Here is a 14,033-nt window from a genome sequence, read left to right on the forward strand (position 1 = left end):
CTGCACAATGTGGCTGTGGGATCCGACTCGCGAGGTGGCGCGAGCGGGGAGGCGAGGTGAAGATGGCTGACTTGCGACGGTGGCTGGAGGACACCGTGGTCGCGCACGGCCGGCTGCCGCTGCTGTGCTTCCTGCTCGGATTCATCGTCGGCTTCCTGCTGATCCGTCTGTCCGTGCGGCTGATCCGCAAGCAGGTGCGCTGGTGGCCCGGCAACGTGCGCGCGGGCGACGTGCACATCCACCACATGGTGTTCGGCGTGGTGCTGGTGCTGCTGTCGGGAATCGGACTGGTCACGATGTACAGCAGCGGCGTGGGCGCGGTGAGCGCGCTGTCGTCGGTGTTCGGCCTCGGTGCGGCCCTGGTGCTCGACGAGTTCGCGCTCATCTACTACCTGCGCGATGTCTACTGGGAGGAGCAGGGCCGCACCTCGGTGGACGCGGTATTCGTGGCGCTGGCGGTCACCGGTCTGCTGCTGCTCGGCTTTCATCCGCTCTGGCTGCTTGACATCGGCGGTATCCGGCACGATCACAGCCCTCTGGGCCGCACCTTCATCAGCGTGTTCGCGTTCGTGAATCTGGCCCTCGCGGCGATCGTCATCGCCAAGGGCAAGATCTGGACCGGGCTGTTCGGAATGTTCTTCCTGCCGCTGCTTTTCGTCGGTGCGCTGCGGCTGAGCCGGCCCGGGGCGCCGTGGGCACGCTGGCGATATGCCGGGCGACCCCGGCTGATGCAGCGGTCGATCCGGCGCGAACGCCGGTACCGCCGGCCGGTGATCCGGGCCAAGATCTTCGTGCAGGACCTGATCGCCGGTAAGCCGAATGTCGTCGAACACATGCGGTGGGCGGCGGAGGAGGAGCTGGCCCGTACGGTGGTGCCCGCGCCCCCGCACCCGCTCGGCCCCTTGCTTCCGCACATGGCCGCTCCGCGACGGCCCGGTCACGGACCCGATTAACGATCGGCCGAGCCGATCTGGCACAATACTCGGGTTGCCCTGGGCGAATTCTGCCCAGCGCACCGCCCATATCCGGAGCACGAACCGGTCGAGCGCAGACTGCGCGCCGCCAGGTTCCTCTGTTCGCGCGAACTCCAAAGGACGGAAATGAACACCCTCGACTTTGTCGATGAAAAGTCGCTGCGCAGCGACGTCCCGGACTTCCGGCCCGGTGACACCATCAACGTGCACGTGAAGGTTATCGAAGGTAACAAGGAGCGCATCCAGGTCTTCAAGGGCGCCGTGATCCGGCGTCAGGGTGGCGGCATCCGCGAGACCTTCACGGTTCGCAAGGTCTCCTTCGGCGTCGGTGTCGAGCGCACCTTCCCGGTGCACAGCCCCAACATCGATCACATCGATGTGGTGACCCGCGGTGATGTCCGCCGTGCCAAGCTGTACTACCTGCGTGATCTGCGCGGCAAGGCCGCCAAGATCAAGGAGAAGCGCTGAGCTTCGCGCTCCGCGTCGGTACGAACCCCCGGTCCATCGGCCCGGGGGTTTCGTGTATCCGTGGCCCGGTCAACGTTTGCCGGGTTGTCGGGATAACCTGTTCGGCGTGGCAGACGACATCGACTCGGTGAGGGTGGCCGGCTTGGACGAAGACAGTGTGGGTGATGCCGCGCCGCGTCGTCGGCGGTCCCGGGCGAAGAAGCAGAAGAAGCAGCGCCCGTTCTGGCAGGAGCTGCCGATCCTCATCGTGATCGCGGCGGTGATCGCGGCGCTGGTGGTGACGTTCATCGGTCGTCCGTACGTGATCCCCTCGCAGTCGATGGAGCCCACGTTGCACGGCTGCCCGGGCTGTACCGGGGACCGGATCTACGTGGAGAAGCTCAGCTACGATTTCGGCGATCCGAAGCCGGGTGACGTGGTGGTCTTCGTCGGTCCGACCGGTTCCTGGAACAGCGACTACCACTCGAACCGCTCCACCAATACGGTCGTGCGCGGCATCCAGAATTTCTTCTCCTTCTTCGGCCTGGTGCCGCCGGACGAGAACGACCTGGTCAAGCGCGTAATCGCGGTCGGTGGCCAAACGGTGCAGTGCTGCGATGCGCAGGGTCGCGTGGAGGTCGACGGCAAACCGCTGGACGAGCCGTACGCCCACTACCTCGATCCGTATCAGCCCGGCCTGCCGTTCGCGGTCAAGACCCCGATGGGCCTGTCGATCAATCCCGTCGGCCGCGAATTCGGCCCGATCAAGGTGCCCGACGGCAATCTGTGGGTGATGGGCGACAACCGCAACGAATCCGCCGATTCGCGCGCCCACGTCGACGACGAGCTGTCCGGGACCGTGCCGATCAAGGACGTGCGCGGCAAGGCGGTCTTCAAGATCTGGCCGCCGGGACGGATCGGGCCGGTGCGGGCCCAGGACCCCCAGAGGAACTGAGACCGCCGGGGCGCGAAGGATAATCGAACTGTGGCTGCAGTGGCGCGCAACGGGCATCGTCCCGGAGACTGGCCGCCGCGGGTGGTGATGCGCAGGGCGGCGGGCCTGCGCACTCTCGAGGCGGCACTGATTCGCAGTGGACTCGGGCCGGTGGCCGGCGTCGACGAGGCAGGGCGGGGCTGCTGTGCGGGCCCCCTCGTCGTGGCGGCCTGCCTGCTGGCACCCAAGGCCTACGACTCGCTGGCCGGGCTCGACGACTCCAAGAAGCTGTCCGAGACGACTCGTGAGCAGCTGTTTCCGATTATTCAGCGGCGCGCACTGGCCTATCGGGTGGTGGTGATCCCGGCCTGGGAGATCGACGCCATCGGCATTCACGTCGCCAATATCGAGGGCATGCGGCGGGCGGTCGCGGGCCTCGAACAGCGGCCCGGCTACGTGCTGACCGACGGATTCCGGGTGCCCGGGATCGTGGTGCCCTCGCTGCCGGTGATCGGCGGCGACGCGAGCGCGGCGTGCATCGCGGCGGCCAGCATCCTGGCCAAGGTCACCCGGGACCGGATGATGGTCGAACTCGATCAACGGCTGCCCGGCTACGGATTCGCCGCGCACAAGGGTTACAACACGCCCGAGCATCTTGCGGCGCTGAATCGTCTGGGGCCCAGCAGCGAGCATCGCCGGAGCTGGCGGAACGTGCGCTCGACCGACGGCGTGGAAGCCGGGGCGGCGGAACCGGAATCGCCCGGGGTGAGGCGGGTGGCCCCCGCTCGCGCGCATGCGAGATGATATCTGCACACGATCGGCGAGAGAGGGAGGACTTTCCACCAGATGAGCGAGCGCAGCGAGCGAAGCATAGGCACAGCGCTTTCAGCGCTCATGCCGGAGCCGAGCGCTAGCGAGGTGGAGGCATGAGTGCTGAGGACCTCGAGAAGTACGAAACCGAGATGGAACTCTCGTTGTATCGGGAGTACAAGGACATCGTCGGTCAGTTCTCGTACGTGGTGGAGACCGAACGCCGCTTCTACCTGGCCAATTCTGTCGAACTGCGGCCGCAGAACGCCGACGGTGAGGTCTACTTCGAAGTGCGCATGTCCGATGCCTGGGTGTGGGACATGTACCGTCCGGCGCGGTTCGTCAAACACGTTCGCGTCATCACCTTCAAGGACGTGAACATCGAGGAGCTGGAGAAGCCGGACCTCCGCCTGCCGGAGTAGACGTGGGCGGCGCTGCCGGCCGAGCCGGGGCGCCGCGCATCGTTCGACCGGGTGCGGCTCGACGGGCGATCCGCGTGTCGGCGCCGTGTTGTCCACAGCCGCAAGGCTTTCCACAGGCTTTCTGTTTCCGCAGGTCGCCCGCAGGGGACCGGTACAGGCCAACGCCAAGCTGGCCGGGTGGCACATAATCTGGCGCTCGGCGCACACGGGGAAGAGCTGGCCGCGGAGTTTCTGCAGTCGGCCGGCATGGAGATCGTCGAGCGAAACTGGCGTTGCCGCTACGGCGAGCTGGATCTGATTGTCCGGGATGCGGAGGTTACCGCCTTCGTCGAGGTGAAGACCCGCTCGGGACGCGGATTCGGCACCCCGGCCGAGGCGGTGACCTTCACCAAACAGCAGCGCATCCGCAGGCTGGCGCTGCTGTGGCTGCACGAGCAGGCCGGGCCGTGGCGGCACATCCGCTTCGATGTGGTGTCGGTGCTGCTCGCACCGGCCCGCGAGCCGGTCCTCGAGCACCTGAAGGCGGTGTTCTGATGGTGCTGGGCCGGGCCTTCTCGGTGGCGGTGACCGGAGTGGACGGGCAGCTGGTCGAGATCGAGGCGGATGTCGGACAGGGCCTGCCGTCGGTGCATCTGGTCGGCCTGCCCGACACCACCCTGCAGGAATCGCGGGATCGGGTGCGCGCCGCGGTGCAGAACTCCGGGGAGAAATGGCCCGACGGGCGAGTGATCCTGGCGTTGTCCCCGGCGACGCTGCCGAAGGTCGGCAGCGTCTATGACCTGGCGTTGGCCGCGGCGGTCCTGGACGCGGGCGACGCGATCCCCTCCGCGCGCCTGGAAGGCACGGTGCTGCTGGGCGAGCTGGCCCTCGACGGCCGGGTGCGGCAGGCACGCGGGGTGCTGCCCGCGGTGCTGGCCGCGCGCGGTGCGGGCCGGACGACGGCGGTGGTACCCGAATCCGCACTCGCGGAGGCCGGGCTGGTCGACGGAATCACGGTCCTCGGCGCGGCAACCCTGCGCGAGCTCATCGACTGGCTGCGCGGCGAGGGACAGCTGCGCAAACCCGATGGCGCTCTGCCCTCGTGCGCCCGTACCGGCGACGATCTCGACGAGGTGGTCGGGCAGGACGAGGCGCGATGGGCACTGGAGGTGGCCGCGGCCGGAGGCCACCATGTCCTGCTCACCGGTCCACCCGGGATCGGTAAAACAATGCTGGCGCAACGGCTTCCGGGGCTGCTGCCGCCACTGAGCGAGCGGGAGGCGCTGGAGGTCACCGCGATTCATTCGGTGGCAGGCACACTGCCCGGCGACCATCCGCTGATCACCATCCCGCCCTTCGTCGCCCCACATCATTCGACGTCGGTGACGGCGATGGTCGGCGGTGGGTCCGGCTCGGCCCGTCCGGGCGCGGTGAGCTGCGCGCACCGCGGGGTGCTGTTCCTCGACGAATGCGCCGAGATCGGCACGAAGGTGCTCGAGGCGTTGCGAACTCCGTTGGAGGAGGGTGAGATTCGCATTGCCCGCCGCGACGGCGTGGCCCGGTATCCGGCCCGCTTCCAACTGATCCTGGCCGCCAATCCCTGCCCGTGCGCCCCCGCTCGCGATGTCGACTGCATCTGCGCGCCGCTGGCCAGGCGGCGCTATCTCGGCAAATTGTCGGGGCCGCTGATGGATCGGATCGATATCTGGTGCCAGATGCACGGTCAGGCCGCCGGTGCGTTCGCCGCCGCGGCGGCCGAGAGCAGCGCGGTGGTCCGCGGGCGGGTCGAGTTGGCGCGCCGTGCGGCCGCGGAGCGCTGGCAGGAGTACGGCTGGCGAACCAACGCCGAGGTGCCCGGACATACTCTGCGCCAGCGCTTCCGGCTGCCGACCGAGGCGCTGGTGCCGGTGGAGAACGCCCTGCGGCTGGGCCGGATGTCGGCCCGAGGCGCGGATAGGGCCATCAGAGTTGCCTGGACTATTTGCGACTTGCGCGGGGGAGAGGTGCCGAACACGCAGGATGTCATGCAGGCGCTGAACTTCCGTCAGCGAGGTGCGGCATGAGTGCGTGCGGCGAGCCCGCCGATGGGCTGCGAGCGGTGCTGACGCCGGGAACGCGCAGTGGCCAGCTGTGTTTGCGCCGGAACGGGCGGTGGCGGGCTGTGATGTGCTGGGGGCGGATGGTGGTGAGGGGTGCTGACATCGGGAACGCGCAGTGGCGCAGTGTTTGCGCCGGGAATGGATGGTGGCGAGCTGTTTTGCGCCGGGAGCGGGCGGTGGGGAGCTGTGTTTGCGATCGAGTTGTCAGTGCAAGGTACAGGCGCGGCCCGCTGTTACCGGGCACAGGCGCGGACGAGCGACCGCGCGTCGGAGCGGATGAGCCGGTGGCACTTCGGAATACGACACGCGGCGTCCACGGAAGGCCGGCTGTCGCGATTGGGCGCATTACCGAATGGGAGGGCTGGCAATGTTTGAGGAAGCGGTGACCAGCTCCGCGGAGAGCACATCGGAGCATCCGGAGACGATCGCGGCGGCCCATCCCGCGGACGGTTATCGGGTGCCGACGGATACCGAGGGGTCCGCTGTCGGTTTGCGGGATTGCGCGGGTGCGGGTTTCGACGCCGCCGACGATTCCGTCGGCGTTGATGCCGCGACGGCCGGGGGTGCGGTTGCGGAGCTGCCGGTGACGGTGTTTCTCCCGTCCGTGGATGACGAGCGGCTGCTGGCGTGGGTGTACCTCTCGCGGGTGGTCCAGGGGCCGTGCGCGGCGCTGTCGGCACTGATCGAACAGATCGGAGTCGTCGAGGCGGCGCGGGCCGTGCGCGAGTGCGATCTGCCGGAGTCGTTGCGGGGGCCGACCGAGCGGCGTCGTGGGATCGACTGCGCCGAAAGAGATGTGAATGCCATGGCGCGACTGGGCGGGAGGGTGATCACCCCGGACGATCCGGAGTGGCCCGCGTGGCGTCTGCTCGGGTTGAGCCAGCTCGACCCGGGGCGCGACAAGGACGCGTCGACGCCGCTGGTGCTGTGGGCACGGGGACCGCTGTCGCTGCTGGGCTCCAGCGAGCAGGCCCTGGCGGTGGTGGGCTCGCGGTGCAGCACCGGCTACGGCGAGCTGGTGACCGGGCAGATCACCAGCGACCTCGCGGCGCGCGGGTGGACAATTGTCTCGGGCGCGGCCTTCGGGGTCGACGGAGCCGCTCATCGTGCGGCACTCGCCTCGGGGGCGCCGACGATCGCGGTGCTGGCGTGCGGGGTCGATCGGCCCTATCCGGCGGCACATGCGCAACTGCTGGCCGAGATCGCCGATGCCGGGCTCGTCCTGAGCGAATATCCGCCCGGCGTGGCCGCTCGCAAGGAGCACTTTCTGGCCCGGAATCGGCTCATCGCCGCACTCGCCGACGGTGTACTGGTTGTCGAGGCGGGGCTGCGTAGCGGCGCGCGTAACACCGTGAAATGGGCTCGCCGCCTGGGCCGCCCGGCGCTGGCCGTACCCGGACCGGTTACCTCGTCGACCTCGGTGGGGTGTCATCGCATGATTCGTGAGGGGGAAGCGTTACTGGTCAGCCGCGCCGAGGAGATCATCGACGAGGCCGGCCCGTTGCGCCTGTCACTGCCCGGCGACCCTCGCCCGAGTCCGGGCGACTCGCTGTCCGGCGTCGAGGCGTTGATCTACGCGGCACTTCCCGCAATTGGCTCGCGGCTGCCGATGGAGCTGGTGCAGCAGTGCGACCTGGAGCCGGCGAGCGTGCGTGCGGTGCTCGCGGCCCTGGAGCTAGCGGGCCTGGTCGGATCGGACCACTCCGGCTGGTTCAGGATCGCGTCGCGCGCAGGGCCGTAATGGCCTTCAGACGGTGAAAGCGGCCGATTCGGGGGTGACTCGGAGGCCCGGTGGTCGCGTCCCCTGCCAGAGGGCGAATTGCCGTCGCAGGTGACAGTGTCGGGGGCCAGCGCCCTGTCTCGAAAGCAGAAGGGTTCGAGGAATCGTGCGAAGGTCCGACTGAAAGTCGCTCGTATCCACGCCCGCATTGTCGACCGGCGTCGTGACCACCTGAACAAGCTCTCGACCCGATTGATCAACGAAAACCAAGTTGTGGCGATCGAGGACTTGAATGTGCGGAACATGGTCCGCAATCACAGTGTGGCGCGTGCGATCGATGCTGGAATACAAGGCGGACTGGTACGGGCGCACAGTGGTGGCGATCGACCGCGGTTCTCGCCTGCGGAGATGGTGTGAGACCGCCCCGCAACCGACGTGGGAAGGCAACCGGCCTGCCTGCCTGTACGGCGCGGGAACTTGCCGATTGCGGCCGGTGCGGTGACCGTGGAGGGTATGGACGCGTTGCCCGAGGATCTGGAGGCCCTGCTCGAGGAGTTCGGGCGGCATCTGCGGCTCGGGCGGAACAGGTCGGCGCACACCGCGCGGGCCTATGTGGCCGATGCGCGGTCGCTACTGGCACACTTGTGTTCTCGGGCAGCGGATTCCGGGGTGGGGGAGATCGATGTGGCGTTGCTTCGGTCCTGGTTGGCCGAGCAGTCCGGATCCGGGGCGGCGCGCACGACCATGGCGCGGCGGGCTTCGGCGGCGCGCACCTTTACCGCCTGGCTGACCCACGCCGGGCGGCTGGCCGTCGATCCCGGCCCGCGCCTGGGGTCGGCTCGGGCACACCGGGTACTGCCCGCGGTACTGGGGCGCGAGCAGGCCGCCGCGGCGATGGATGCGGCGCAGTCGGGTGCGGCGCAACAGGATCCGATGGCTCTGCGCGATCGGCTGATCGTGGAGCTGCTGTATGCCACCGGGATCCGGGTGAGCGAGCTGTGCGGGCTGGACATCGACGACATCGATTCGGAGCGCCGCCTGGTCCGGGTGCTCGGCAAGGGCAACAAGGAACGCGCCGTCCCGTTCGGGGGACCTGCCGATGAGGCGCTGCGGGACTGGCTGCGATCGGGCCGCCCGGACTTCGCGAATGCCGAATCGGGGCGGGCGCTGTTGCTCGGCCGCCGCGGTCGCCGGCTCGACCAGCGTCAGGCCAGAACCGTAGTGCACGAGGTAGTTTCGGCAATTCCCGGTGCGCCGGACATGGGTCCGCACGGGTTGCGCCACACTGCGGCGACACATCTGCTCGAGGGCGGGGCGGACCTGCGCATCGTGCAGGAACTGCTCGGTCACGCCAGCATGGCGACCACACAGCTCTACACCCACGTCTCCATCGAGCGCCTCAAGAAGGTCCACGACCAGGCTCATCCCCGAGCCTGAGCGGAATCCACGGCCGAATGCGAGCGGCCGGCAGGGTCCGTGATCGTGGATGCCAGTCCGTCGGCGCCGGAGACTGCACCCACTGCCGGGTTCCGAGTGCGATGTGAACTGCGCCGATCCGCACACTGGAAGTGCCTGGGCGGCTTTACATCTGCGCCGAGTGTCGGACCACCGGAGGCCAGGAATTCTCCGCTGAGACGTCTACCGGTCAGCTCGGCCGGATTGTATCGATGTATTTTCCGGCGATGTAGCGCTGCAGTAGCCGGGTGACCGGTCCGCCCAACCGGGCGTACCAGGCGCCTGGGCGAGAGAAGGCCGCGACCAGGCCGTAGACGGCATCTGTGGTCGCTTCGTACTCCACGGCGAACAGTTCCTCGCCGATCTCGGGGTGGCCGGGCAGCGTGCCGTAGGCGAAGCCGCGGCGATCCGGTTCATTCAGCACATAGACGACGCGGCAGGGTGCGGTGATCGCGATGGGGCCGATGCCCAGGCGGACGGTCAGAGCCGTGCCCGGGGCTGCGGCCGGTGCGCTCGCGGAGTCGAAAATGCCGGTCCCGCGCTGCATCCGGTACGCCAGGATCTGCTCGGCGGCCGAGTCGAACAGGGGCCGGCCCGTGCCGATCGGCCGCCGCAGCCGGAACTGGTGATAGCCGGGCGGGAATTCACCATTGGTGCAGCCGGTTTCGGAATAGGTGAAGGGCGGGACGTCGGGTTCGTGCGGCATGCGTCCATCCTGGCTCACGCCGCCGACGCAAGGTCACTGCTTCGGTCGTGGGCTCGCTCACGACCTCGACCGCAGGCGTAAGCGAGCCGGCCGACGGCCTTCTCGGGTGAGCCCACGCGAGGCCTCATCGTCGCGGGCCGGAAGTACCTGCGCACCGACCGCGGGTACTTCGGAAGTTGCCGAACTAGTCTTCGTAGACATATCGCGAGCTATCGGTGATACTTCGTGTTATCGTCTATTAGGTAACCCTAATATGGAGGTGTCCCTTGGCTCGTACCCGTTTGTCCTTTGTGGTCCGGCGCACCGAACGCCTGACCGACCATCTGATCCGGGTCCATCTGGGCGGCCCCGCGTTCGCGGCATTCCAGCCCAACGGCTTCACCGACGCCTATGTCAAGCTGCAATTTCCGGGGCAGGACGGCGAGACCACGCGCACGTACACGGTCCGCTCGATCGATCCCGAGCTGGAGCAGATCGCGATCGATTTCGTCTACCACGGCGAGGAGGGTGTTGCGGGCCCCTGGGCCGCCGCCGCGAGGCCGGGCGATCCGCTGGAGCTCGCGGGCCCCGGTGGCGCCTACGCCCCCAGCTCCGACGCCGATTGGCATCTGCTGGCCGGTGACGAATCGGCGCTGCCTGCCATCTCCGCCGCGTGTGCCGCACTGCCGGAACTGGCGGTGGGCCGGGTCTTCGTCGAGGTCGCCGGTCCCTCGGACGAATTGGACTTCGCCCGCCCCGCCGGCGTGGAGCTCACCTGGGTGCATCGCGGTGATCGCGAGCCCGGCTCGGCGCTGGCCGAGGCGGTGCGCGCCGAGCCGTGGCGCGAGGGGCAGGTCCACGTCTTCGTTCATGGCGAGGCGCATGCCGTCATGCACAACCTGCGCCCGTATATCCGCAAGGAGCGCAACGTCCCGGCGGATCGTGCCTCGATCTCGGGCTATTGGCGCCGCGGGCGCACCGAGGAGACCTTCCGGCAGTGGAAGCGCGAGCTTGCCGAAAGCGAGGGCCAATCGGTCGGCGCACGCCGGTAGCCGCAGGGAGAACGCGCGGGGTCCATCCGGGAATGATTGCAGCACAGAGGCTTTCGGCAATCGGTGTAGGGCGCCCGGGTTCGTCACCCGTCCGGCCGCACTGGTTTGAGTCGTAGCGGCGCGAAGTGGATGAGGCCGAGTGGATCGAGATACTCCCGCCCGCGCCGCAGCCCCCAGTGCAGACAGGCTGCGCTGCAGCCGGGATGTCCCGGTTCCAGCGCGCCGAGCACCTCGCCGCGAACCACCCTGTGCCCCACTGGAACCGACGCCCGCACGGGCTCATATGTGGTGCGCAGCCCGCCGGGGTGATCGATCGATACCACCGGTTTTCCGGCGACCTCACCCTCGAACGCCACCACGCCGTTCCCGGACGCCAGGACCGGCTGCCTCGCGACGCCGCCGAGATCGACTCCCCGATGCCCGGGCAGCCAATCGTGCAGGGGTATGTCGAACCGCCGCACAACCGGCGGCCGCGGCCGCAGTGGCCACCCGAAACCTCCAGGGTGCGGGCGGGCCGGTTCGTCGTATCGGCGCGTGACCGGCTGGCGCACGTCCGGCGGCCGGTGGAGGCCGCCCGTACTCGTATCGGCATGCGTCGCGGACAGGACCGGAATCAGCAGCCAGCCGAGGACGATTGCGGTGATCCGATGCAGTCGGCTCCGGCGAGTCTGCGCACGGTGGCGGCCGCGGCGGGGACCATGCCCGGGGGCATGCGAACGGTCCGGATTTCGCCCTGGGCCGTATGTGCCGGGGCGCGGATGGCGCGGCCCGCCGTCACGGCTGTTTTCTCCGGACTGCGATCGGTATCGGCTGCGGAGGGGGCCGCGTCCGCCGGTCCCGTGAGCGAGTGTGCGCTCGCGGTGGTCGAGACCACGGTCGGCAGGATGCGAGCAATCCCGAATCGGCCGCTGTCCCCGATCGGTATGCGTGCATCCGGGCAGACCGTGGTGTCTGTTGCCGATCGCACCGCGGTCGGCGGGGAGCGGATGGTGCCGGATAGGCCAGTTTCCGTGCTCGGTGTGGGTACGGACGCGCACCTCGTGCCGCCGGATGCGGCTACCAGAACCTGTGCGGTATCGATCGGGTACGGCGCAATGGTGACTGTGGTCGAATCCGACGAGGTCGAGCTCGTGGTAGCTGCGAGCGGGGCGTTGTTCACTCCTGAACGAGCTGTACGCCGGGCACGCGCGGTGGTGTCCGCGATCGGCCCGGTGGCGTCCTCGCCTCGTGCTGAGTGCGTTCATGTCCACACCGTGCATCGCGTATTCGTGTCGCGAAAGGCCTTCTTCGGCGAGTGTGGACAACTCCCCCGGATGTGAATAAATCGTGCTTCCCATCTCCTGGGGTTAACGGTCCCGCAGCACCCCGTTTAGGACTTCTGGCCGCGGGCTCGTAGACTGATCCCGCGGTTCGCTCATCGCGGACCGACTTCGCGCGTCCAGCGCAAGAGCCGTCGGCTGGTCCCCTTATCGGGGTCCGGCGGCCGTGGACGCCAGGGCAGGGGTCGCCGATCCCTGTGGCAACCAGCAACGAAAGAGGGATACGCAGCTATGGCTGTCGTAACAATGAAGCAGCTGCTCGACAGCGGCGCGCACTTCGGTCACCAGACCCGCCGGTGGAACCCGAAGATGAAGCGTTTCATCTTCACCGACCGCAACGGCATCTACATCATCGACCTGCAGCAGACCCTGACGTACATCGACAAGGCGTACGAATTCGTCAAGGAGACCGTCGCCCACGGCGGCACCGTGCTGTTCGTCGGCACCAAGAAGCAGGCGCAGGAGTCCATCGCCGCCGAGGCCACCCGCGTCGGTATGCCGTATGTGAACCAGCGCTGGCTCGGTGGCATGCTCACCAACTTCTCGACCGTCCACAAGCGGCTGCAGCGCCTGAAGGAGCTGGAGTCGATGGAGCAGACCGGCGGTTTCGAGGGTCGCACCAAGAAGGAAATCCTCATGCTGACGCGTGAGAAGAACAAGCTGGAGCGCACCCTCGGTGGCATCCGGGACATGGCCAAGGTCCCCTCCGCCATCTGGGTCGTCGACACCAACAAGGAGCACATCGCCGTCGGCGAGGCTCGCAAGCTGAACATCCCGGTCATCGCGATCCTGGACACCAACTGCGACCCCGACCTGGTCGATTACCCGATCCCGGGCAACGACGACGCGATCCGCTCGGCCGCGCTGCTGACCAAGGTTGTCGCCTCCGCCGTCGCCGAGGGCGTGCAGGCTCGTGCCTCGCGCGCCGGTGGCGACTCGAAGCCGGAGGCCGGTGCCGCGGGCGAGCCGCTCGCCGAGTGGGAGCAGGAACTGCTGGCTCAGGCCACTCCGGCCGCCGACGAGGCCGCCGAAGTTCCGGCCGCCGAGCCCGCGGCCGCCGAGAGCTAGAAACTCCGCTCGGAACTTCACCGTGCCGACCCTTCCTGTTCGGAAGCGGTCGGCATGGTGGCGCTAGAGACCTGACACCCACTCCCACCGAAGGAGGCTCGCCAGGATGGCGAACTACACCGCCGCTGACGTCAAGCGGCTCCGCGAGCTCACCGGCTCCGGCATGATGGACTGCAAGAAGGCTCTGGAGGAGAACGCCGGCGACTTCGACAAGGCCGTCGAGTTCCTGCGCATCAAGGGCGCCAAGGACGTCGGCAAGCGCGCCGAGCGCTCCACCGCCGAGGGCCTGGTCGCCGCGCAGGACGGCGTCATGATCGAGATCAACTCCGAGACCGACTTCGTCGCCAAGAACGCGGAGTTCCAGGAGCTGGCCGCCGGCGTCCTCGCCGCCGCCGCCAAGTCGCGCCCGGCCGACCTGGATGCGTTGAAGACCGTCGACCTGGGTGGTAAGACCGCCGACCAGGCCGTGCAGGAGCTGGCCGCCAGGATCGGCGAGAAGCTCGAGCTGCGCCGCGTCGTGTCCTTCGAGGGCCCGGTCGCGACCTACCTGCACAAGCGCGCCACCGACCTGCCGCCCGCCGTCGGCGTGCTGGTCGAGTACAAGGGCGAGGGTGAGGGCGCCGCCGAGGCCGCTCGCGCCGCCGGCATGCAGGTCGCCGCGCTCAAGGCCAAGTACCTCACCCGCGAGGACGTCCCGGCCGAGCTCGTCGCCAAGGAGCGCGAGATCGCCGAGGCGACCGCCAAGGAGGAGGGCAAGCCGGAGGCCGCCCTGCCGAAGATCGTCGAGGGTCGCGTCAACGGCTTCTACAAGGACGTCGTCCTGCTGGAGCAGCCGTCGGTCACCGACAACAAGAAGACCGTCAAGGCGCTGCTGGACGAGGCCGGTGTCACCGTGACCCGTTTCGCGCGCTTCGAGGTCGGCCAGGCGTAAGCTCGCCCAAGATCGAGTCGATGGGCCCCTTGCGCACAGGATCTGCGTGAGGGGCTCATTGGCACTTGTGGCATTGTTCTATGCCAACACGACAACTGATTTCGTAAGCACATGGGTAACTCACCGGGGACGGGCCCA

Annotated in this window: 14 protein-coding genes and 1 pseudogene; 13 read left to right on the forward strand and 2 right to left on the reverse strand. The window is 68.3% G+C overall.

Annotated features, from left to right (window positions below; translation table 11 throughout):
* The first annotated feature begins 62 nt into the window (after positions 1-62).
* From ABH933_RS01300 to ABH933_RS01345, 10 genes and pseudogenes are all read left to right on the forward strand, one after another.
* Positions 63-953, forward strand: a complete 891-nt coding sequence (locus ABH933_RS01300) for a hypothetical protein (protein ID WP_429414139.1) — start codon at positions 63-65, stop codon at positions 951-953.
* Positions 954-1,100: 147 nt separating this feature from the next.
* Positions 1,101-1,442: a 50S ribosomal protein L19 gene (gene rplS, locus ABH933_RS01305; protein ID WP_040826229.1), complete on the forward strand. Its 342-nt coding sequence runs from the start codon at positions 1,101-1,103 to the stop codon at positions 1,440-1,442.
* A 106-nt stretch (positions 1,443-1,548) separates the two neighbouring features.
* On the forward strand, positions 1,549-2,376 hold the full coding sequence (gene lepB, locus ABH933_RS01310) for a signal peptidase I (protein ID WP_215918746.1): 828 nt from the start codon (positions 1,549-1,551) through the stop codon (positions 2,374-2,376).
* A 39-nt stretch (positions 2,377-2,415) separates the two neighbouring features.
* Positions 2,416-3,159 (forward strand): ribonuclease HII, encoded by a 744-nt coding sequence (locus ABH933_RS01315; RefSeq protein WP_429415640.1) that lies wholly within the window; start codon positions 2,416-2,418, stop codon positions 3,157-3,159.
* Positions 3,160-3,281: 122 nt separating this feature from the next.
* Positions 3,282-3,587, forward strand: a complete 306-nt coding sequence (locus tag ABH933_RS01320; protein WP_011210678.1) for a DUF2469 domain-containing protein — start codon at positions 3,282-3,284, stop codon at positions 3,585-3,587.
* A 177-nt stretch (positions 3,588-3,764) separates the two neighbouring features.
* On the forward strand, positions 3,765-4,121 hold the full coding sequence (locus ABH933_RS01325; protein WP_429454907.1) for a YraN family protein: 357 nt from the start codon (positions 3,765-3,767) through the stop codon (positions 4,119-4,121).
* Entirely contained in the window at positions 4,121-5,629 is a 1,509-nt protein-coding gene (locus ABH933_RS01330; protein ID WP_429414146.1) for a YifB family Mg chelatase-like AAA ATPase, read from the forward strand. The genes ABH933_RS01325 and ABH933_RS01330 overlap by 1 nt, the downstream gene beginning before the upstream one ends.
* 658 nt (positions 5,630-6,287) lie before the next feature.
* The gene (dprA, locus tag ABH933_RS01335; protein WP_429415643.1) at positions 6,288-7,406 is read left to right on the forward strand and encodes a DNA-processing protein DprA; all 1,119 of its coding nucleotides are present in this window, start codon (positions 6,288-6,290) and stop codon (positions 7,404-7,406) included.
* Between the two features lie 42 nt (positions 7,407-7,448).
* Positions 7,449-7,776, forward strand: a pseudogene (locus tag ABH933_RS01340) (transposase); the annotation flags it as partial.
* Positions 7,777-7,898: 122 nt separating this feature from the next.
* Positions 7,899-8,822: a tyrosine recombinase XerC gene (locus tag ABH933_RS01345; RefSeq protein WP_429414149.1), complete on the forward strand. Its 924-nt coding sequence runs from the start codon at positions 7,899-7,901 to the stop codon at positions 8,820-8,822.
* Positions 8,823-9,030: 208 nt separating this feature from the next.
* Here the strand turns inward: ABH933_RS01345 and ABH933_RS01350 are convergent, their stop codons facing one another.
* Positions 9,031-9,546 carry a DUF1990 family protein gene (locus tag ABH933_RS01350; RefSeq protein ID WP_429414151.1) on the reverse strand — a complete coding sequence of 172 codons (516 nt, stop codon included), beginning with the start codon at positions 9,544-9,546 and terminating at the stop codon, positions 9,031-9,033.
* A gap of 266 nt (positions 9,547-9,812) precedes the next feature.
* On the opposite strand from ABH933_RS01350, the gene ABH933_RS01355 reads away from it, so the two are divergent.
* On the forward strand, positions 9,813-10,577 hold the full coding sequence (locus ABH933_RS01355; RefSeq protein WP_429414154.1) for a siderophore-interacting protein: 765 nt from the start codon (positions 9,813-9,815) through the stop codon (positions 10,575-10,577).
* Positions 10,578-10,660: 83 nt separating this feature from the next.
* Here the strand turns inward: ABH933_RS01355 and ABH933_RS01360 are convergent, their stop codons facing one another.
* On the reverse strand, positions 10,661-11,128 hold the full coding sequence (locus tag ABH933_RS01360) for a M23 family metallopeptidase (protein WP_429414157.1): 468 nt from the start codon (positions 11,126-11,128) through the stop codon (positions 10,661-10,663).
* A 999-nt stretch (positions 11,129-12,127) separates the two neighbouring features.
* Between ABH933_RS01360 and rpsB the strand changes: the two genes are divergently transcribed.
* A complete protein-coding gene (gene rpsB, locus ABH933_RS01365) occupies positions 12,128-12,964 on the forward strand; it encodes a 30S ribosomal protein S2 (RefSeq protein ID WP_215918754.1) in 837 nt (278 codons plus the stop codon).
* Between the two features lie 106 nt (positions 12,965-13,070).
* Positions 13,071-13,895, forward strand: a complete 825-nt coding sequence (tsf, locus tag ABH933_RS01370) for a translation elongation factor Ts (protein ID WP_215918755.1) — start codon at positions 13,071-13,073, stop codon at positions 13,893-13,895.
* The last annotated feature ends 138 nt before the right edge of the window (positions 13,896-14,033 follow it).

Origin of the sequence: Nocardia sp. GP40 (assembly GCF_050434125.1) — a bacterium.
GTDB lineage: Bacteria > Actinomycetota > Actinomycetes > Mycobacteriales > Mycobacteriaceae > Nocardia > Nocardia albiluteola.